General features: G+C 44.6%; 17 protein-coding genes. 4 read left to right on the top strand and 13 right to left on the bottom strand.

Going from position 1 to position 21,513, the window contains the following annotated elements:
- Positions 1-152 precede the first annotated feature (152 nt).
- Positions 153-1,715: a methyl-accepting chemotaxis protein gene (locus AB4371_RS18950; protein WP_372150477.1), complete on the top strand. Its 1,563-nt coding sequence runs from the start codon at positions 153-155 to the stop codon at positions 1,713-1,715.
- Positions 1,716-1,823: 108 nt separating this feature from the next.
- Here AB4371_RS18950 and tkt read toward each other — a convergent pair whose 3' ends face one another.
- Entirely contained in the window at positions 1,824-3,830 is a 2,007-nt protein-coding gene (tkt, locus tag AB4371_RS18955; protein WP_372150478.1) for a transketolase, read from the bottom strand.
- Between the two features lie 87 nt (positions 3,831-3,917).
- The gene (gene tal, locus AB4371_RS18960) at positions 3,918-4,868 is read right to left on the bottom strand and encodes a transaldolase (protein ID WP_009845571.1); all 951 of its coding nucleotides are present in this window, start codon (positions 4,866-4,868) and stop codon (positions 3,918-3,920) included.
- A 459-nt stretch (positions 4,869-5,327) separates the two neighbouring features.
- Here tal and AB4371_RS18965 point away from each other — a divergent pair, with 459 nt between their 5' ends.
- Together AB4371_RS18965 and AB4371_RS18970 are read left to right on the top strand one after the other, a co-directional pair.
- Positions 5,328-6,332: a sugar-binding transcriptional regulator gene (locus tag AB4371_RS18965; RefSeq protein WP_017064428.1), complete on the top strand. Its 1,005-nt coding sequence runs from the start codon at positions 5,328-5,330 to the stop codon at positions 6,330-6,332.
- A 172-nt stretch (positions 6,333-6,504) separates the two neighbouring features.
- A complete protein-coding gene (locus AB4371_RS18970; protein ID WP_170962816.1) occupies positions 6,505-7,875 on the top strand; it encodes a glycoside hydrolase family 18 protein in 1,371 nt (456 codons plus the stop codon).
- A 91-nt stretch (positions 7,876-7,966) separates the two neighbouring features.
- On the opposite strand, the gene AB4371_RS18975 is transcribed toward AB4371_RS18970, so the two are convergent.
- From AB4371_RS18975 to moeA, 7 genes are all read right to left on the bottom strand, one after another.
- Entirely contained in the window at positions 7,967-10,261 is a 2,295-nt protein-coding gene (locus AB4371_RS18975) for a bifunctional diguanylate cyclase/phosphodiesterase (RefSeq protein WP_136978767.1), read from the bottom strand.
- Between the two features lie 385 nt (positions 10,262-10,646).
- Entirely contained in the window at positions 10,647-11,495 is an 849-nt protein-coding gene (locus AB4371_RS18980; protein WP_017065718.1) for a sulfurtransferase, read from the bottom strand.
- Positions 11,496-11,618: 123 nt separating this feature from the next.
- Positions 11,619-11,933, bottom strand: a complete 315-nt coding sequence (locus tag AB4371_RS18985) for a hypothetical protein (RefSeq protein WP_017061706.1) — start codon at positions 11,931-11,933, stop codon at positions 11,619-11,621.
- A gap of 206 nt (positions 11,934-12,139) precedes the next feature.
- Positions 12,140-12,775 carry a hypothetical protein gene (locus AB4371_RS18990; RefSeq protein WP_017064433.1) on the bottom strand — a complete coding sequence of 212 codons (636 nt, stop codon included), beginning with the start codon at positions 12,773-12,775 and terminating at the stop codon, positions 12,140-12,142.
- Between the two features lie 11 nt (positions 12,776-12,786).
- The gene (locus AB4371_RS18995; protein ID WP_372150479.1) at positions 12,787-14,922 is read right to left on the bottom strand and encodes an LruC domain-containing protein; all 2,136 of its coding nucleotides are present in this window, start codon (positions 14,920-14,922) and stop codon (positions 12,787-12,789) included.
- A 255-nt stretch (positions 14,923-15,177) separates the two neighbouring features.
- Positions 15,178-15,927, bottom strand: a complete 750-nt coding sequence (moeB, locus tag AB4371_RS19000; RefSeq protein ID WP_171733099.1) for a molybdopterin-synthase adenylyltransferase MoeB — start codon at positions 15,925-15,927, stop codon at positions 15,178-15,180.
- 12 nt (positions 15,928-15,939) lie between these two features.
- A complete protein-coding gene (moeA, locus tag AB4371_RS19005; RefSeq protein ID WP_017071464.1) occupies positions 15,940-17,175 on the bottom strand; it encodes a molybdopterin molybdotransferase MoeA in 1,236 nt (411 codons plus the stop codon).
- Between the two features lie 216 nt (positions 17,176-17,391).
- Between moeA and folE the strand changes: the two genes are divergently transcribed.
- Positions 17,392-18,045, top strand: a complete 654-nt coding sequence (gene folE / locus AB4371_RS19010; protein WP_017061725.1) for a GTP cyclohydrolase I FolE — start codon at positions 17,392-17,394, stop codon at positions 18,043-18,045.
- A gap of 262 nt (positions 18,046-18,307) precedes the next feature.
- Here the strand turns inward: folE and AB4371_RS19015 are convergent, their stop codons facing one another.
- The 4 genes from AB4371_RS19015 to AB4371_RS19030 form a co-directional block, all read right to left on the bottom strand.
- Complete coding sequence (locus AB4371_RS19015; protein ID WP_372150480.1) at positions 18,308-18,961, bottom strand: hypothetical protein; 654 nt, start codon at positions 18,959-18,961, stop codon at positions 18,308-18,310.
- The gene (locus AB4371_RS19020) at positions 18,954-19,493 is read right to left on the bottom strand and encodes a YaeQ family protein (protein ID WP_017061727.1); all 540 of its coding nucleotides are present in this window, start codon (positions 19,491-19,493) and stop codon (positions 18,954-18,956) included. The genes AB4371_RS19015 and AB4371_RS19020 overlap by 8 nt, the downstream gene beginning before the upstream one ends.
- Before the next feature lie 117 nt (positions 19,494-19,610).
- On the bottom strand, positions 19,611-19,820 hold the full coding sequence (locus AB4371_RS19025; protein WP_010430417.1) for a cold-shock protein: 210 nt from the start codon (positions 19,818-19,820) through the stop codon (positions 19,611-19,613).
- 448 nt (positions 19,821-20,268) lie between these two features.
- On the bottom strand, positions 20,269-21,354 hold the full coding sequence (locus AB4371_RS19030) for a PQQ-dependent sugar dehydrogenase (protein WP_372150481.1): 1,086 nt from the start codon (positions 21,352-21,354) through the stop codon (positions 20,269-20,271).
- Positions 21,355-21,513: the final 159 nt, after the last annotated feature.

Below are 21,513 nucleotides of genomic sequence, written 5' to 3' on the forward strand. Positions count from 1 at the left end.
AAAGATCAACACGCCCTAGCTTTGTGAGGTACTTAGCTAATATTTGTATAAATAGCAGGCATTTACACAAAATGTGACGTTCACATTTTGTCATAACTTTAATAATTGTATATATTCCTCGCCTAAAATAATAATTAACCTAAGTTAATATAATGACTGTCAGCTCATCTACTCAATCTCGTGAAACGCTTCTCAGCGAAAACGAACAACTTGTCTCTACCACTGATTTAAAAGGCGTGATTACGTACAGTAATGATGCTTTTTGTCGCATAGCGGAATACAGCCAACAAGAATTGCTAGGGCAACACCACAATATCGTAAGGCATAACGATATGCCGAAAGCCGCTTTTGCTGATATGTGGGTTAACCTAAAGCAAGGTAAAGCTTGGCGTGGCATCGTAAAAAACAAAACCAAATCTGGTGGGTTTTACTGGGTCGATGCTTATGTAACTCCAATTTACGACAATGGTAAGGTGAGTGGCTACCAATCTGTTCGTGTTAAGCCAAAGAATGAATGGATACAAGTTGCAGATAAGGCTTACCAAGGCCTCATGAAGGCTGAAAAGTCGGGTCGCCAATGGTCATTAAAGATCAGTGACAGTGTTCGTTACGCCGTGTTGCTAGGCTCTTTGGCTGCGCCGTTAATTTCAAATCTCATTGAAGTAGGGCAAGTATCACAATGGTTGTTGAGCCTACTTCCTGTTTCAGCATTAGCACTGCTTTTCCGACAAGAGCTGATTGATACTCCACTGCAGTTGAAAAAGCTGCAATCTAAATTCGATAGTGTTAGTCGTCTTGTTTATTCAGGTAATAGTCAGTTCTCTATTGCCGATTTTCACTTAAAACTATTGTCTGCAAGAATCCACACCGTATTAGGTCGCATGACAGACTCAGCCAAGCCGTTACAAGATTTGGCTGACAACCTAAATGCGACGTCATTTGAAGTATCAGAAGCCTTAGATCAACAAACAAAAGACATTCTTCAAGTACGAGAGGCGACTGAAGAGGTTGAAGTCACCGCCAATGAGGTCTCTTCTCGCACAGAAGAAGCGCACCAGATTGTTGATGTGACTTTGCAAACCTGTGCTGGCGCTAAAGAAAGCATTAATCAAACTCATCAAAACTTAGAGAGCCTAGCTTCTCAAGCCGAAAAGGCGACTCAAACGACTTACCAACTGAGCGACCAAGCGCAGAGCGTAAGCAAGATAATGGAAGAGATTGGTGGAATCGCCGAACAAACCAACTTGTTGGCCCTGAACGCTGCGATTGAAGCGGCGAGAGCGGGCGAGCAAGGACGAGGCTTTGCCGTTGTTGCCGACGAAGTCCGTGCATTGTCGGGTCGAACCTCAAAGGCTACGGTTCAGATCAAAGAGAGCATCGATACCATGCTAACGACGATTGAAGGGTGGCAAAAAGATATTCTGGCGAACCGTGAGCAAACGGACGCATGTGGTGATGTTGCGAAGGTGAGTGCAGAGCGCTTGTCGGAAGTCGAAAACCTAATGCAATCCATGAATGAACTCATGCAGTCTGTTGAAAGTTCTGCTCATAAGCAACGTGAGCTGTCGAGTGAAGTCAATCTGCATATGCAGTCTATCGCCTCGACCGCAGAACAAAACTTAGTGGCAACGCATTCTGTGAAAGACCACTCCACAGAGCTAAAAGAACAAGTCAATGAGTTCTACCAACTGGCAAAGCGTTTCGAAGAAAAATAGCCGTTAGATTTAATCCGAATGAGAGAAAAGACAAAAAAAGCCCCGTATTTTCATGCGGGGCTTTCTGTATGCATCAACCCATTGAAGGGCGAGACAATGTATTCAAGATTAAGCTAGAAGCTCTTTCGCTGTGTTTACTACGTTTTCAGTAGTGAAACCGAACATCTTGAATAGCTCACCTGCAGGTGCAGACTCGCCGAACGTTGTCATACCGATGATCTTGCCACCGAAACCAACGTACTTGTACCAGAAGTCAGCGATGCCAGCTTCTACAGCGATACGTGCCGTTACGTCAGATGGAAGTACAGACTCACGGTACTGCGCGTCTTGTTTGTCGAACGCATCAGTAGCAGGCATAGAAACTACGCGTACTTTCTTACCTTCAGCCGTTAGCTCAGCAGCAGCGTTAACCGCTAGCTCAACTTCAGAACCCGTTGCGATAAGGATAAGCTCTGGCTTGCCTTTACAATCTTTCAGGATGTAACCACCCTTAGCGATGTTTGCTACTTGCTCAGCGTCACGATCTTGTTGTGCAAGGTTTTGACGAGAGAAGATAAGTGCAGAAGGACCATCTTTACGCTCGATTGCTAGTTTCCAAGCAACAGCAGACTCAACTTGGTCACATGGACGCCATGTGCTCATGTTTGGAGTTAGACGTAGAGAAGCGATTTGCTCAACTGGTTGGTGAGTTGGACCATCTTCGCCAAGACCGATAGAGTCATGCGTGTAAACTTGGATGTTCTGAGTTTTCATCAGAGCAGCCATACGCATAGCGTTACGCGCGTATTCCATGAACATTAGGAACGTTGCGCCGTATGGTACGAAACCACCGTGTAGAGCGATACCGTTCATGATAGCCGTCATACCGAATTCACGTACACCGTAATGGATGTAGTTACCAGAGAAGTCTTTCGCTTCAAGAGACTTAGAACCAGACCACATAGTTAGGTTAGAAGGCGCAAGGTCAGCAGAGCCGCCCATGAATTCTGGTAGCATAGCACCGAACGCTTCTAGAGCATTTTGAGATGCTTTACGTGATGCGATGTTTGCTGGGTTAGCTTGAAGATCAGCGATGATTGCCGATGCTTTCTCTTCCCACTCAGCTGGTAGGTCACCGTTTACGCGGCGTTTGAATTCAGCTGCCAGCTCAGGGTATGCTGCTTCATAAGCTGCAAGTTTCTCGTTCCACGCTGCTTCCTTAGCTGCGCCTGCTTCTTTCGCATCCCACTCTGAGTAAACTTCCGACGGAATTTCAAAAGGACCGTGCTCCCAACCTAATTCTTTACGTGTTGCTGCAATTTCTTCAGCGCCTAGTGGAGCACCGTGACAGTCGTGCGTACCTGCTTTGTTTGGAGAACCAAAGCCAATCACTGTTTTAGTGCAGATTAGAGTAGGGCGAGGGTCTGCTTTAGCCGCTTCAATCGCTGCGTTGATCGCGTCAGAATCGTGACCATCTACCGCTGGGATTACGTGCCAGCCGTAAGCTTCGAAACGCTTAGGTGTATCGTCAGAGAACCAACCTTCAACTTCGCCATCGATAGAGATACCGTTGTCATCCCAGAAAGCAACCAGCTTACCAAGACCAAGCGTACCTGCTAGAGAACATGCTTCGTGAGAAATACCTTCCATCAGACAGCCATCACCCATGAATGCATAAGTGTAGTGGTCTACGATGTCGTGGCCTTCTTTGTTGAACTGAGCAGCTAGCGCTTTCTCAGCCATAGCCATACCAACAGCGTTAGTAATGCCTTGACCTAGAGGACCAGTCGTTGTTTCGATGCCTGGTGCGTAGCCGTACTCTGGGTGACCTGGAGTCTTAGAGTGCAGTTGACGGAAGTTCTTAAGATCTTCAATTGAAAGCTCGTAACCTGCTAGGTGCAGCAGAGAGTAAATCAGCATTGAGCCGTGGCCGTTAGACAGGATAAAACGGTCGCGGTCAGCCCACTCTGGGTTTGCTGGGTTGTGGTTTAAGTGAGAGCGCCAAAGTACTTCAGCGATGTCTGCCATACCCATAGGTGCGCCTGGGTGACCAGAGTTTGCTTGTTGTACGCCGTCCATGCTTAGAGCACGAATAGCGTTAGCTAGATGCTTTCTGTTTTGAGGAGATTGATTCATAAGAACTTCCGAATAAAAATTAAGAAAAACAAAATTGATAAAAGTAGGGGAACTGAACGTTCCCCTATTTGAATTTGGTAAGAGTGATTACAGCTTAGCTGCGATCATGTCTTCTAGTTTGCCTTGGTCAACGGCGAAGTTGCGGATGCCTTCAGCCAGTTTCTCAACAGCCATTGCATCTTGGTTGTGGTCCCATAGGAACTCAGCGTGAGTCATCGCTGCTGGACGCTCTTTAGTACCGTTAGAGTCGATAAGCTTCTCTACTACTTCGCCTTCTGCTGCTTCTAGGTCTGCTAGAAGTTGAGGAGCGATAGTTAGACGGTCACAACCAGCAAGTTCAAGGATCTCGCCGATGTTACGGAAGCTTGCGCCCATAACAACAGTTTTGTAGCCGTGGTCTTTGTAGTAGTTGTAGATATCTGAAACTGAGATTACACCTGGATCTTCTGAAGCTTCGAAATCACGACCTTCTTTCGCTTTGTACCAGTCCATGATGCGACCTACGAAAGGAGAGATTAGGAATACGCCAGCTTCAGCACAAGCACGAGCTTGAGCGAAAGAGAATAGAAGCGTTAGGTTACAGTTGATGCCTTCTTTCTCTAGGATTTCAGCAGCGCGGATGCCTTCCCAAGTAGAAGCCAGTTTGATAAGGATGCGGTCGTTAGTGATGCCAGCGTCGTTGTACATTTTGATAAGTTGACGAGCTTTAGCAACGCTGCCTTCCATGTCGTAAGAAAGACGAGCATCTACTTCAGTAGAGATACGGCCAGGTACAACTTTCAGGATTTCTTTACCGATGTTCACGTTAAGCATGTCGCAAGTATCTTGAACTTGCTGCGCTTTATCACCGCTTTGCGCTTTTGCGTATTCGATAGAAGCATCGATTAGAGGAGCGTACTCAGCAATTTGAGCAGCTTTAAGAATTAGAGATGGGTTAGTTGTTGCATCTTCAGGAGTGTACTTGCTGATAGCTTCAATATCGCCAGTGTCAGCTACAACAGTTGTTAGTTTACGAAGTTGCTCTAATTTATTGCTCATTTTGATCATCCTATGTATCGCATAACACCTCATTAATGGGAGAGGTGTGGGCATTTGCAAGCTAACTAATGAAGTTCTCAATGGTTGTACCAGTGAGCCAAACTTACATTAATTTAAATTTTTCTCCGAACGAACATTTGCACAGAACATTTGATCGCTCGATGAGTAAATGATGTAGCCATATTTATCCGATCTAGCCCCAAAGTCAACGGTAAATAGTACTGTATGGTGACTTCAGTCAAATATATTTCGCTCTAGTAATCATGGGCTATGCAAGCAAACGTTTAACGAGCAAAGTGAGGTGAATTAATCAACAACAAAACCATGGTTATGACTATGAGCAAATGTACCTTGCTGTTACATATGTTTAGGGTGTAAACTTGTGTATCACTTGCTTAAGCATCGAACATTTGTTCTTCAAGCAGGTAAAATAATTGTTAAATATTGGTTGAGTGGTATATGAGTAAGAATATCCAAGATGTTTCCGAAGAAAACACTGATCTCCTCACTGAAGTAGCGGTTGCTTATTATCAAGATGGTGCCACGCAAGAAGAGATATCTAAAAAGTACTCTATCTCCCGTGCAAAGGTTGGTCGAATGCTCAAGCAAGCCCGAGATGAGGGCATTGTTGAGATCACCGTGAAATATCACCCCGTCTTTAGTGCGAAGATCGAGCAACGTTTGATCGAACGATTTGGTGTAAAGCGTGCGCTTGTGGCACTAGACCAACCAAATGAAGAGAAGCAGCGATTACAGGTTGCTGGTTTAGTGTCTAACTACCTTACCAGTACACTGAAAAACGGCATGGTAGTGACAGTAGGACAAGGGCGAAACGTATCGTCTGTTGCTCATCACACTGGCGTCATTACGCCACGAGACTGCAAATTCGTGTGTGGTATCGGCGGTATTCACCCAAGAGGCGGTATGTTTAATGCCGACCATATATGCAGGCAGTTAGCCAAAAAGTACGGTGGATCTTCTGAAACCTTATACGCGCCCGCTTATGCCGAGAATAAAGCGCAAAAAACCGCATTCATGGAAAACAGCACCGTTAAGCAGACCCTCGATCTCGCTCGAAAAGCCGATGTTGCATTAGTCGGTATCGGTGATATGAGTGAAAACAGCTATATGGTCGACTTAGGTTGGTTTACCGCAGGTGAGGTCGTTCAATCTCGTTTATTGCAAGGAGTCGTCGGTGACTTTGCGGGTTATGACTTTTTCGATGTTCACGGTAAAACAGCAAACACAGTAATGAGTGACCGTGTGATTGGTTTGGCCTTGGAAGAATTCCGCCCAATTGCAGAAGTCATTGCCATTGCAGCCGAGAACAGTAAACCACTCGCTTTGTTAGGTGCACTAAGAACCGGCGTGGTAGACGTGATCGCAACCAGCGTAAGTAATGCTTTAACGGTACTTAATTTGGACGAACAACTTAGCGTGAATAAACCATACGGCAGTGAATAGTAAGATATTTGTGCTTCGTTGAATTCACTATTTGAGTAATCATGGAAAATCCCCCTAATGAAACCAGTGCAATAAGGGGGATAACTATTAGACATGACTCGAATAGTGAATTTGTTCAGCGGTTGAAAGAATTATCACTCTTTAATGTTAAGCCACACTAAAGGAGATAATTATGAAACTGTCATTTATCACACACGCTATTTCTAGCAACAGTGACCAATCAAGTTCTATCTTTAAATCTATTTCTATCTTTGGGCTTAGCTCAATAGCCACGGCTTGTATGCTCACACCTACAGTACATGCCGATGATAAAGTCGTCGCAGGGTATTTTGCGGATTGGCAATATCTGAATAAAGACAACCCTTATACCGTTGACGACATACCTGCAGACAAGCTCTCACATATTATTTACGCCTTCTTGAGCATGTGTGGTCCTCATAGCGGTGCTGGTGAGCCCGTCCAAAAACAAATTCAGCAGCAATGTGCAGACAAACAACCATATACTGCGATTATTGTGGATAAAGAAGCTGCGTTAGAAGTCGATTTCGGAGACGTGGGTGTTGATGTCGCCTATAAAGGTCACTTTGCCCAGTTAGCTCAACTGAAGGCCGACAATCAAAATATCAAAATTTTGCCCTCATTTGGAGGGTGGACAATGTCTGAACCTTTCCATGCGATGGCGAAAGATCCTCAAGCCATTGCGCACTTTTCAAAAACTGCTGTTGAATTGATCCAAAAATACGACTTCTTTGATGGTATTGATCTTGATTGGGAATACCCAGGAGGCGGCGGCTTAACCACTTCGCCTTGGAACCCAGAGACGAAACTAACGGATGAGCAAAAAGCGCTAGAGCGTGAAGCTTTTACTCTTTTAGTAAAAACAATCAGAAGTGATTTGGACGCTCTATCAAAGACGACTCAAAGAGATTACGAGCTTTCAACGGCTGTCGGTGTTGGTGCTAAGGCAGCTCAAATTGACTGGAACGCAGCTAGCCCATATCTGACGAACATGTTTGCGATGACGTATGACTTCCTCGGAGGCTGGGGAACTCAAACAGGTCACACAACAAACTTACATGCCACCGAGCGTAGTTGGTGGGGAATGGGAGCTGATGTCTTCATTAATCAGATGATAGAGCAAGGTATTCCTAGCGAGAAGCTCGTGATCGGGGCGGCTTTTTATGGTCGAGGTTGGCAAGGGACAAAAGACTTTGCTGGAGAGCTGCCTAAAGGTGACCTAGTTTCTGAACAAGGGGCGCAGTTTGGTACCGGTGAAAACGGTTACTTCATGTTTTGGGATCTTATGAATAACTACAGCAGCAAACAAGGTTATGAGTATAAGTATGATGAGCAAGCTCAAGCACCTTATTTGTGGAACCCAGATAAAAAAGTATTCATATCTTTTGAAGATCAGCGTTCTATTAAAGCAAAGGCAGAATGGGCGAAGAAATCAGACCTAGGCGGCATTTTTACTTGGGAATTATCAGGAGATCCTTCCGGGCAGTTGATCGATGTTATGCATAGTGAAATGAATAAAAAGTGAAATGAATAAATAACCGAACAGAAAATATCTAGAAAATAAGGTAGGTGTTTATCTGCCTACCTTATTTAGCTCGTCTATTTAACTCGCGTTCTTAAACAGAACATTCCGCGTGCTCGGTCACTTTCTTGTTTAGGTGAGTAGCCAGCTCATAATAAGGAATAGGGCGAGAGAAGTAATAGCCTTGCATTAAGTCACATCCACATGCCTTTAGAATTGCGAAGTGTTCGTTTGATTCTACGCCTTCTGCTAATACCACCATGCCGAAGTTCTTACCGATTGCGATGATGTTTTGCACCATGGTGAGTGACTGCTGATCGACAGCAATGTTCTCAATAAAGCTCTTATCGATTTTAAGTTCATCGATAGGCAGTGCTTTCAACATACTTAGTGATGAATAACCTGTCCCGAAATCATCTAAAGAGATCTTTATATTCTTCTCTTTGAGGGCTTCAAAAGTCGGTTTCACCAAAGTCACATCTTCAATGAACAAGCTCTCGGTAATTTCTAGCGTTAAACAGCTAGGAGAGAGTTGATACTTTTCTAGTGTCGCGAACAAGTGCTCAGAGAAGGATTGATGAGAAAACTGACGCACTGATATGTTGATCGACAGCCCGATCTTTTGTTCTGTTGTTCGGTGCAAGTGGGCGATCTGCATAATGCTGGACTCAATAATAAAAGTCCCCAGTTTTTGCATTAAACCCGTGTTCTCTGCTATCGGTATAAAGACATCTGGCGGAACAAAACCCAATTCCTCATCAATCCAGCGCACGAGTGCTTCTACACCATGAATACTTTCATTTGCACGAACCAGCGGTTGGAAAACCATGAACAGCGTTTGTTTCTCGATAGCGATGCGTAGCCTTTGTTCTACTTTCATTTTGTAGAGATGAGCATCTTGCATTTCCGTTGTGAAAATACTGTACGAGTTTTGCTGCTGTTTCGCTTTGTACATTGAAATATCGGCAGAACGTAACAGGCTATCCAGATCTTTTCCGTGTTCTGGGAAACGCGCTACGCCGATGCTGCAACCTAACAAAAACTGAGCGCTTTCAACTTCATAAGGTTGAGAAAGCACTTCAATAATGCGCTTGGCGAGTCGTTTAATTTCAGCTTCATTCGACAAGGGCGTCAAGAACAAAAACTCATCACTGGATTCACGTACCAATAGGCTGAGGCGAGATCGGAACCTCATCAAACGCAAAGCGATCTGTTTGAGAACCTTATCTCCAAAGTCATGCCCGTGGGTGTCATTGACGCATTTAAAGTTATCGATATCGATAAACAACAGCGAAAACGGCTCTGACTCATCGTCAATCCATTTACCAATGTTTCTACGCATGTACAAACGGTTTGGCAGAGAGGTTAAAGGGTCATGGTTCGCCTGATAAATGAGTTGGCTACGAGTCCGTTGTTCATTCTTGGCAATCGACTTAACCAAAAAGTAGAAACCAAACTGAAGAAAAATAAAGGCAACGAAAAGAATGCTGAACTCTTGTATGAATATACTATCGACGTGAGTTAGATCCGTACGTCCTACCACCCATAATTTGTAGTTTGGGATGTATTTCGCGCTCATCAAAGAGTGGTACTCTTCATCGTCGACGACAAAAGAATAGGTTTCTTGCCCATTCATCGCTTCTTGTACGCTAATTCCGAAGTGGTCGGTAAAGATACTTGCAATACGCTGTATGACATCTTTGCCGACTGGAGAGGAATAGGCACTCTCAGATTCAATATCACTTGAATAAAACTGGCGATAGCTGTCTTTTCTGATCAGGCTTAGTGTATTGAAACTTCCGGCGTGAGCATTATTTTCAAATACGATCGTTGCGTCTAATCGTAGCCCTGCGGTCATTACTGCATCGGTTTTCTTGCCATCGATTGAAATGGATTTTCTCAGCGGGATGACTAAGCTATTCAACGAATCTTGAAAATAGGTACGGCCAAGCACCATGCTACTGCTTGATAGGGCGTCTAGGAAGGAGCCTCTGGTTGGCGCGTATTGCAGCAAGTTCCTTTGATTCGCAAGTTCGAGATTTGAGCTAATCGAGAGGTAATCACCGTCGGTGTTCAACAAGCCAAACGCTGCTATCGCAGGGTGGGTCTCAAGTAGCTTGTCTAATATTGGCCTAATCTGGATAGATGCAGTACGTGTGAAATCAGACTGTTGAGCCAGTTGATGGCCAACCACTTCTAACAAGGCTTCTTGACTGGTCAGCAGCGAGTTGACGGAGCTAGAAAAAAGCTCAACCTGAATGTGTTGCTGCTCTATGAAGTCGTCTCTGTTTGCTTTCCAGTTTGTTATTCCCAACGCGGCGAAAAGTATCAGGGTCAGTAGTACGACAAACGCGTACAGCGACCAGATATTTTGCTTAAATAGAGCCATGAGATGCCTTTGTTGGTTACTACTTTTAACAGACTGCAAATGACAAACTATTGGGTTGTCAGCGCGATTCATGCAACGAAAAATACAAACATCAATGATGAAAGTATTAATGATTAAATAGTGTAACGACTACGAGCAGAGATTCTTGAGTGAAAAATTAGTATTCATAACGTCGATAACGATTAGTTTATGATTAATCACGAATTATGGTTAGCAAGTTGATGTGGGTTACAAATCAAACGGCGTGAATCGAGTCTTGGTCTCAAATGAACATAGCGTTAACTGCGACATAGAGGCTTACTTCATGAGACGTGGGGCCATCATTATCAGTAAGCTCTTTATGCATGCGCAGTATATTCTAATAGTTGCATTAAGCGAAGTTGAATTACTTTTTAGTCACGGCGATAGGGAGTTTGTCGTTAGCACCCCATTCCGTCCATGAACCATCGTAAACACCCATTTCACCGTTATAGCCAGCGAGTTTAGCGGCTAATAATATGATGCAAGCTGTTACGCCAGAGCCACAGCTAAAGAACATAGGTTGAGAAGGCGTTAATTCTAGCGTTGAAAAGATATCAATAAGCTCTTCTTGGGACTTTAACTTGCCGTTTTTGAGTACTTGGGCAAATGGTAGGCAAATAGAATTCGGTATATGGCCACTACGCAAGCCTTCACGTGGTTCAGGAACTTCTGAATCGAAACGAGCTTGAGAACGAGCATCTACAATGTTTGCGCTCTTGTCAGTTGAGTAACCTTCAATCTGCTGAGCACTGACAAAGTAGTTGTCTTGAATATGGCCTTCAAAATTGCCCGCTTTTACTTCGGTGCGATAGTCAGTCTCGGTCGCGTAACCGGCTTCGATCCAAGCTGGCAAACCGCCATCTAAGATGAATACGTCGTTGTGTCCCATTGCCATAAACATCCACCACGCACGAGGAGAAGCGAAGGTTCCGGAGTTATCGTAAACCACAATCGTACTGTCTTGATTGATGCCAATTTCTTTTGCGCGAGTGTTGAAGTGTTTTTCGCTCGGAAACATGTGAGGAAGCAGAGTGTGCTTGTTACAAAAGTCTTTGTCGTAGTCAAAACGAATAGCACCAGGAATCATTTGTCCTTTGATCTTTTCTGACTCGCTTGGAATTTGAAACTCGATGCTGGCGTCGAGGATGATGATATTGTCTTCTGCTAGCAAACGTTGTTGAAGTTGTTGTGGTGAAATGAGTGGCTGATTCATTATTGTTATATCCATTCTTGTTGTTTTAGCGATTCTTACTGTTTTAGCGAATACAGTGGTAGAGCGATTACTGTTGCTTTTGCGAATACAGTTGCTTTACGAATACCGTTGTTGCATCGATGGCTACTGTGCAGCTCGACAGTGGATGAACTGATAACTGCTTTGTCCGGTTATTTGATTGTTTAATGTATCAAGCGCGACCACAGAATCAATAGGGCAGTCTGTGGTAGGAGCAATAGAGAGCCGAAATACGTCATTATCTTTTGTCTGAACCGTCAGATAACGCCTGTGCCCATCTAAGGATTGAGTAAGCGTGTTCGAAATTACTTTGGCTTGAATACGTTGCCCCGTCTCTGATGTTAGCGGGAAATAGGCAAGGGCAACTAACACGCCTACGCCACACATTAAGATAAATAGACCTATTTTTAACTGTTTCATGAGAGTAAGTCTTTGAAGGTTATGTTGAAAATATAAGTGAGGTTGGTGGTAAAGTGAATGCTACTCGCTAAGAAAGCTGAATTAACTGCTCTTCGACGAAAATAAAAAAGTGAGCATTTCTGCTCACTTCCTACTTACAAACAATCCATTTTGACTCTGTTTCGTCAGAGATCTCGCTAACGACAAGTTACCTGCTGTTAAACAATTTACTGCCAGACAATCTGAGAGTCGCCGCTAGAAACCACTTGTTGTAATGGAGGTTGACCATCGTAAAACCAAATCTCTATCAAGAGTGCGTCATGGTTTACTGGTGCTGCAAAGTTGGAGGCGAACACACCGTTATCTAGTGGGCCCGCAATGACCTTGCTGGAGTAATCCGGCTTCAAGGTTGAGTCATCTCTTGTACTAAAGCGGCTATAAACGGTCACAAAAGAACGGTCTGTCGAAATGCTGCTGATGTCAATGTTGAGATCAAACTGTTCAACAGAGTTGTAGTCAAATCCATCAGGTACCACCAAATCACTCATCGTATAGCTCTGCGCTGCTACCGCACTTGTCGCGGGAGACGGCGAAGGCGTTGCTGTTACCGGAGTCGTTGCTGTTACCGGATTCGACGGAGTTGCAGGTGTCGAGGGTGTAGATGGTGATGCCGTAGATGTACTTCCGCCCCCACCGCCGCCGCCTCCACAGCCGGCTAATACTAATGGCGCTGCAGCTAAAATAACGGCTAGTGACTTCTTGATGTTCCAAGTGCTTTGTACAGACATACGTTTTTCCTCAAAGAGATTGCGACTTGAATCAACGCAATGATTGTCTCGATATTGTTTAGTGTGAATAGTCATAACGTCTCTCCTTATGGTTCGTAACGTTGGTTGTCTGCAGGTGATTGGTACCATGTTTGGTTCGTTTCACCGCTGGATTCTGCGTATTCTTTAAACTCTGGGTAAGCGGTAACAATATCGACGTACTCTAAAGGCCACTCCCATTCGTCATCCGAAGTCACTATTAGTGCCCAAGGGTGGTTTTCTACTGTTTTGAAGTATTTACCTGTTGATGGATTACTGTCATCGACGCCTAAACCAGCTTCAAAGAGGTTAGTGGTATCAAATGCTTCGGTTGGAGCTTGGTCTGGCAAGTGAACCTCCCAGCTGCGTCCTGGATGTAGAGGTAGGTTTTCACCGTGATAATAACCAGGCGTTGCGAAAATGAACGGGTCGTAAGGCATATCGGTCCAGCTGCCTGTGCTCACACCGTCACCGGCTAAAGTAATACCAATTTGGAATGAGAACTGCTCATCCTCTTTACATCCATTACTGGTGCGGTAGAAGGTACAGCCAGTGCTGATTTTTTCTGTCAGGTCATTGGCGATAACAAAGATTGCTTCGCTACGTCCATCTTCTAGGTCAAGGTCAGTGAATACGCCGTTGTGTTTCATGTAAGAGCTACCACTACTCACCAAGCTCGGGTCGAGGTTAGGAAGTCGAACAGCAAAACCATTTCTGTACGATGCCCCGACAGCAGCCAGGCGGCCGTCGATGGTGGATTTAACGACTTTTCCATCTTTAAGGATCTCAGTAATACGATACATAAGAACAGCATCGTTCATGTCGTAGTCAGCTTTATAAGGCCAGTTATCTTCGTACGCGAGCGTTGCGTAACCAGAAGCACTTGGGAAGTAACGAGCAGCGGCACCATCGTTAAGAACATCGACTTGAATATCGACCACCTCACCAGAGGTTGAACCGCCAAAGTAACTTAGGTTGGTTTGTTGACTGAATCTAAAGCGAGCCCACGTCGTACCGGTCAGAGCGTTGATATCGACATTTAGGAACAGATCGTTTTCACCCGCATCTAACAGGTAATCGGTAAATACTTGCTCGTTGGCGCCATCGAAACTGCCATCTTGGTTCCAATCTATCCAAGCCGAAAGGTAACCGGTTGTTGAAGCCTCAATCACCACTTTTGAATCAAGACCAGCTTCAAGTGCGGTTACAAAACCGATACCACCGTTCGCCCACTCATCATCAATACCCACGCTTTCATCCGATTGCGGTGTTACGTAGCCGTCAAGATCGGCGTCGGGCGCGTCTGTACCTAACCAAGTCACGCCATCTAGTTCATGTCGAGGACCGTTACTTGCTAATAACGTTAGATAGGTATCTGGAGCGTCACCGAAGTCGATGTTGGAATCTTCATCTACGACAGGCGCATTCGCACAGCGAGCACCATCATTTTGATTCGAAGAAGGGCCATTCGATACGAACTCTACAGCAGGAACGACACCTGCAGCGATGTTTGCAGCGTTATCTGGGGATAGGTTGATACGGTAGATCTTACCGTCTTGATTTCGAGATACGTAGTAGTAGCCGTTCACATCAAAATAACCTGCGCCAAACGTCCCTGTTTCTCCGGTATCACCAATATAGGTTTCTGCACCTGTAGTTGGGTTGAAGCTGTACAAGCCACCCGAGTTATTGTCGATACCATATAAAGAGCCATCACTTGGATGGAAAGCAAAATCAGTCAGTTTTACAGTTGCAGGGCTGCCTGCGATTTTGTTGACCGTGACGGTCGCATTCGGATCAGAGTCTAAAGGAGAGAGGTCAACAGTAAATAGTCCCTTACCTGTACGATACAAGTAGTAAACATGGTCATAGACGTCGCCGACATAGAAAGTGTGATCGGTTGGTAAGCCACTGGTATTGATAACTTCTGCTTGGAAGTCTTGACCAAGACGCACTAAACGTTTGTTGGTGGTGTCATAGCCATAAATATATCTGTCTTGAAAGTCGAAACCGACACCATTGATATTGGCATTCATACCCGTATCGTCTTCCAACAGAGTGGTTGAACCTGTTACAAGGTTTACCCCCCAAACTTCAACGGGTTTCGACTGAAAGAGGTATGCTTGACTAGGGCAGGTATCGAATGGCGCTGCGTTGGCGACTAGAGGGGCACTTAATAGCAAACTTAACGTTGTAATTCTCATATCTACATCCTTGTGATGGAAGGTACAGATACAGTTACAAGTTATGTGCCAATTTTAAATTATTGATTTTTAAAGGTTATGTTTTTAGGTGCTGATTTTTTCACTGTATTCTCAAAATGAGAACTCAAATGAAACTAATCTCTCATAGAGTATTTCAAATTGATAAAGCGAGTGAGATGCTGACGTTGAGACATAAAAAAGCCCCAACATATAGTCAAGGCTTAGGTTTTCGATCAGAGGGGGATATGATTTATCTTATCCACACACCGAACAATTAGGCATCTTCATTAAATTCATTTCACGCCAGCTGTGAGACATGGCATCGAGAATCAAAAGCTTGCCTTGCTTTGGTTGTCCAAACCCGGCAATAACCTTGATAGCTTCCAAAGCCTGAGCCGCGCCAACCATGCCAACAACAGGTGCCATCACACCGGCTTCAACACAGCTTAGAGCAGCGTTGCCGAATAGAGCGCTCAAGCACTGGTAGCAAGGTGCATTTTCATCTTGATAAGTGAATACGCTAATCTGACCTTCCATGCGAATCGCAGCGCCCGATACTAGAGGCGTTTTTGATGCGTAACATAAGCGGTTCAACTGATTGCGCGTTTCGACGTTGTCACTGGCATCAAGAACAAGCGAGTGTGCTTCAATTAACTTGCCAAGTGCCTCGTCATCAAGCCTGTGTTCGACAGTTTCAATCGTCAGATGCGGGTTCAATACCTGCAAAGATTCAGCGGCAGAATCGACCTTCTTCTTACCAATATCAGTATCGGTGTGAAGCACTTGTCGTTGCAAGTTTGAAAGCTCGACAACATCGTCGTCGATCAGCATTAGCTTACCAATACCCGCAGTCGCAAGGTATTGAGCAGAGGCACAGCCTAAACCACCTGCACCTAACACTAAGATTGAACTCTGTTTCAGCGCTTCTTGGCCTTCAAAATCAAACTGTTTGAGAATGATCTGGCGATTGTAACGAAGCATCTCTGCGTCAGACAGTATTTCCATCAGCAAGCCTCGTTAGTAAAGCGTGGAGTTAAACAGTTGAATCTGAACCGTTTCACCGACTTCAACACGGCCACGTTCGCGCTCTAGTACCACAAAGCAGTTTGCTAAGCTCATTGAGCGGAAAGCGCCGGAGCTTTGATTACCTGTTGTTTCTACTACAAACTGACCGTTTTCAATCGAGTAGATGCCACGTTGGTAATCAGTACGGCCTGGGCCTTTTTTGAATGCAGATTTAGTGATAGCAGGAATCGATTCTGGTGCTGTCCACGCAGTGTGACCGGCAAGTTTAGCCAGCATAGGTTGAACTAACACGTACATGGTCATCATTGCAGACACTGGGTTACCCGGTAGGCCACAGAACCAAGCGTTGTCTAGCTCACCAAATGCGAATGGTTTACCTGGTTTGATTGCTAGTTTCCAAAAGCCGATTTCGCCAAGCTCTTCAAGAATGTCTTTGGTGTAATCAGCTTCGCCGACACTTACGCCACCAGAGGTGACAACTACGTCTGCCAGTTCTTGTGCTTTTACAAAGGTTTCTTTAAGCGTTGCAGGGCAATCAGGAATAATACCTAGGTCAATCGCTTCACAACCAAACGCTTCAATCAGCGGTTTAATGCCGTAGCGGTTGCTGTCGTAGATCTGACCGTCTTCAAGCGGTTGGCCTAATGGCTTGAGCTCATCGCCAGTAGAGAAGAAAGCGACTTTAGGCTTGTGTACCACAGTTACATGGCTCACACCGAGCGAAGCAATCATTGGAATGTCACGAGGTGTTAAACGTTCGCCACGGCTAAGAACGATATCGCCTTGTTTGATGTCGTCACCAGTAGGGCGAATGTTATTGTTTAGCTTGATGTCGTCTTGTTGAATCTCAATGCCAGCGTCAGTTTCAGCCGTGTTTTCTTGCATGATTACGGCGTCACAACCTTCCGGGATCTTTGCGCCAGTCATAATGCGAATACAGGTGTTTGCAGGCCATTCACCTTCAAATGGTTGACCTGCAAAGGACTTGCCCGCTAAAGGCAGCACTTTACCGTTCTCTAGGTCTGCTAAGCGCAGTGCATAGCCGTCCATTGCTGAGTTATCAAAAGGAGGTACGAAAATAGGGGATAGAATATCTTCAGCAAGTACGTAACCCAATGCTTCTGCCAATGGCAGTGATAAGGTCGTTCGAATAGGTTGAATTGGCGATAGCAGCTTATCTAGTGCTTCTTCAATTGGCATCAAGCCCGGAGCGTCGCAACAGCCCATAATTGAAATCCTTTGATCGTTATTATTTTGATTTGGCGGTTGGCAATAGGGATTCAATAGTTATCAAATCATGATGGTTCGCCAACGAAATTCTAGCCACTCTAGCACAGTTTAAGCCCCGTAAATAATGACCTCCCTTAAAATATGGGTGTATTTATTCAAAATTCCGAGTATCCTTGTTTGCCATCCAGAAGGGGTAATAAAAGAGGAAGTTCAATGTCAGGTCTTAGCGAATCAGCGAAGTTGGTTAAAGATGCGCTAGCAAGCCGTGGTTTAGAGACACCAATGAGTCCAAACCAGGTTAGCCGAGAAGAGAAAAAGGAACGAATCGAACACCATATGCGTGAGATTCTCACTCTCCTTGAACTTGATCTTACGGACGATAGTCTGGAAGAAACACCGCAACGTATTGCTAAAATGTACGTGGATGAAATTTTCTCTGGTTTGGATTACGCCAATTTCCCTAAAATTACGGTAATCGAAAACAAGATGGGCGTTCGTGAGATGGTACGAGTAAAAGACATTACCGTGACCAGTACTTGTGAGCACCACTTAGTGACGATTGATGGTAAGACTGCGGTCGCTTATATCCCTCGTGGGAAAATCATCGGCCTTTCAAAGATTAACCGTATTGTTCGATTCTTTGCTCAGCGTCCACAAGTTCAAGAGCGTATGACTCAGCAGATCCTTGTTGCATTGCAAACGCTACTCGAAACCGATGACGTTGCTGTCACCATGGATGCGGTTCACTACTGCGTGAAATCTCGCGGTGTAATGGATGCAACCAGCGAAACGACAACAACAGCTCTAGGCGGTATCTTCAGATCAAACCCAGCAACGCGCCACGAGTTCTTACACGGCCTGCGTTGATTCACTGCATTATTAGATGAATTCAATTTAGCCTCTGTAAATTGATGTTCATTGAAATATATTCTAAGCCTCGCTTTATGCGGGGCTTTTTTACGCCTGTAATGAAGTCAACTGTAATGGCTGAGAATGCTGTTATTCCCTAAAGTGAAGAATGAACGTAATAGGGAATCTGTTGCGGCCAAGCAGAAAAAGCACGCTCTATATCTTAACGTTTGTTGAAAGCATATAGAGCGTAACTAGAATCAGTCGCTGGTGGGAGTGCTTAAGAAAGGTTAAACAAACGCTTTAAGTGGTGAACAATACCTGATGGCTTGTTCTCGGCTTGATAGATGTTCAAACCATCGTAAAAACTCGCCATGAACTCTACGCGAATCTCATCATCACTGCTTCTCGATATACGAGACAATAGCGTAGCGGCTACAGCTGCGTGATCATTGGCTAGGCTGTAATCCATTCCTAGTCGTCCTTGAATGAACAACCACAAATGCGTGACTAGTTTTAACTGTTGAGCGTTAGAGTTTTGAAACTTGTCACTGTGCTCAGTGCCCAAAGTATTATCGAATACATTTTGCATCGTCTCATTCGCTTCTTTATAGCTTTCAAAGCGATAGCTTGCATCGATATGTACCTTGGTTAACAGGCCAAGCAACGTCTGACGTGCAGAGTTCTCCGGCTTGTTCTCGCAAGCGTGTTTAAACAAAGCGTGGTTTTCATCAATAAATGACGACAGCTCTTTCTCGTAGCTTGTCGAGAGCGCTTTGACTGAATCTAAACCTGCTTCTTTTAAACACTGGTGAAGCTTGGTTCTAGCTTGTTGTTTGGCTTTGATTTCTTGCTGCGCGTCGGCTTGCTGCTTGGCTTCTTCTTGCAGGCTAGCTTCTGTTTGCGAACTATTCGGGGTTGGACGCTCAGTCATTACTCTGTAGCTCTTCCCACGTTACTTCTGCCGATTGAGTATCGCTGTTAATGAAAGCAGAGTTACCCGTCAGCATGACTGAAAGATCCATCGTACGTTGTGTCATCGCCGCTAGCTGCTCAATACCATCGTTGTCTAGACGAACGATCTGAGCTTTTAGGTAGCCGAATTTACCTTTGTTCTGCTCCCACCAAACGTTTGATTTAGTGTTGAAGCTGAATACGCGTACTGATTTAGATAGGCGAGTTGCCTTCTTAACACGCTCTGGATCGGGTTCGCCCACATCGACCCATTCTAGGATTTGATCGTCTAACGACTTCTGCCATAAATCGGGTTCTTCAATGCTAGACAATCCTTTAGTGAACTCAAGTTCAGGAGATGCATTGATACAGAAAGCCATGATTCGAGCCATCATTCGCTGTTCTGTTTCAGAAGGGTGTTGTGCAACCGTTAGATTGAAAGAGTCGTAATAGTCGCGATTCATATCGGTTAAAGAGATACGAAACTTGTAGATTGTCGGTTTAAGAGCCATTGAGAGGGTGTCTTAGGTAGAAATAGTGAAGGGGAATATTACCTTAAATCTCTGAATAGCGGGTAAAAAAATAGCCAGCTGAGGCTGGCTATTTTTAGAAAGCTTTAAAATACTAAATTAAAGTACTTTGATGCTGTCAGCTTGTGGGCCTTTTTGACCTTGAGATACTACGAACTCAACTTTTTGGCCTTCAGCAAGAGTTTTGAAACCGTCGCCAGTGATAGCAGAGAAGTGTGCGAATACGTCTGGGCCGTTTTCTTGTTGAATGAAGCCGAAGCCTTTAGTTTCGTTGAACCATTTTACTGTACCAGTAACTGTGTTAGACATGATGATATCCTAAAATTAAATTTTTATTTTGAGCCAATTGTGGCACTGATAGCGCGGAAAAGTTTATTGCTATTGCGTACAACACAACGGGGTTACTAGTAATCCAACGAAATGTTTATATACAAAGAACTTTCTTTCTAGCCGGGAACGAGTCTAAATCAAATCAGGGGATAGTCAATCGAATACATAGGGAAAGGTTGCAGAAACTTGGGGGTAGTCAAACTTTGCATTCCTTAAATATCATGGAGTTACAGTTGTATGGTGATTTGTTGTAGTTTTTGTGAAAAAGGTGGTCGAAATTGATGACGAATTTGGAGTAAATGCACTGTTTTAGCGCATTCATTTTTGCAAATTTAAAGCCGCTAACTGGGCGTTGAGCCCACTTTTAACGGCTTATATTTATAAATGTCGTTGTAAGGTAAGTGCCTTTACTTGAACGAGGTCTCGGCTACTTTTTCAAGCGGTACAGGTTGCCATTATCAGTGCTGAAGAAGATGTCTCCGTTTGGTGAAGTTTCGATGTCTCTTACCCTTTCGCCCAAGTCCTCTAAAATGCGTTCTTCCTCGATTGCCTCACCTTGTTCATTGACTGTCACAATATTGATGTGAGTAAGTTTTAGTGCGCCAGCCAGCAGTTTGCCTTTCAGCTCTGGGTATTTGTCTCCTTGGTAAACAAGCAAACTGCCCGGAGCGATTGAAGGATCATAGACTTTTTTTGGCGCTTCAATACCATCTTTGGTTTCCGATTCGCCAACGCTGATAGGGCCCCAATACTCTTTTCCGTGTGAGGTGACAGGCCACCCATAGTTGGCACCCGCTTTTATTAGGTTAATTTCATCACCACCGCGAGGGCCGTGTTCAATCGACCAAAGCTTTTGAGTCGGGAAATCGTAATACAGACCTTGTGGATTACGATGGCCAAAGCTCCAAATTTCATTGAGCACTTTGTTGTTATCCGTGAATGGGTTATCGCTTGGTGTGCTTCCATCGGCATTCAGTCGTAATATTGATCCGGCGTGAGTCATGGTGTCTTGGCCGTTGTCTCGATCACCACGGTCGCCGATTGAAAAATACAGGTGGCTATCATCAAAGGTGATACGGCTACCAAAGTGACGTCCGGTGTCCGTTCTAGATTTAGATACAAACACATCTGTCCAATTGGTGACTTCATTATTGCTGTAATTAGCAGAAGCCAGTGTCGTTACGCCTTCACTATCGACGTCTTTACTGTAAGTGACGTAGAGCTTTCCGTTTTCAAAAGGGGAGAGTGCGATATCCAATAATCCACCTTGGCCTTTCGCCCATACATTGGGCAGCCTGAACAGTGTGTTTTGATCGCCTGTTTTTAAATCGACATGTTTAATGACGCCTGATTTTTCTGTGACTAACATGGACTTATCGTTGACATAAGCCAGCCCCCAAGGGATCACGAGTCCGTCGGTGATCTTCTCTGCCTGCCATGCAAAGGCTGACGTTATAGGACCAGAGGCAAGCAGCGCCAAAGCACATGAAAAAATACGGTGATGAGTGTTCATTGAAATCCCTTGATTATGAGCATCTAGTGTTAGTCTAGCGCTTGTGACCGATTGGCGGAAAGCCGAGGTTGCTGAAAAGTGACTATTCACATATTTAGTTGAACGCCTATTGTATGATTATACAAGCTCACGTATGTTTACTGTGCCTTTCTCTATTTG

The organism is Vibrio sp. 10N.261.51.A3 (assembly GCF_041471965.1).
GTDB classification, from domain to species: domain Bacteria; phylum Pseudomonadota; class Gammaproteobacteria; order Enterobacterales; family Vibrionaceae; genus Vibrio; species Vibrio crassostreae_C.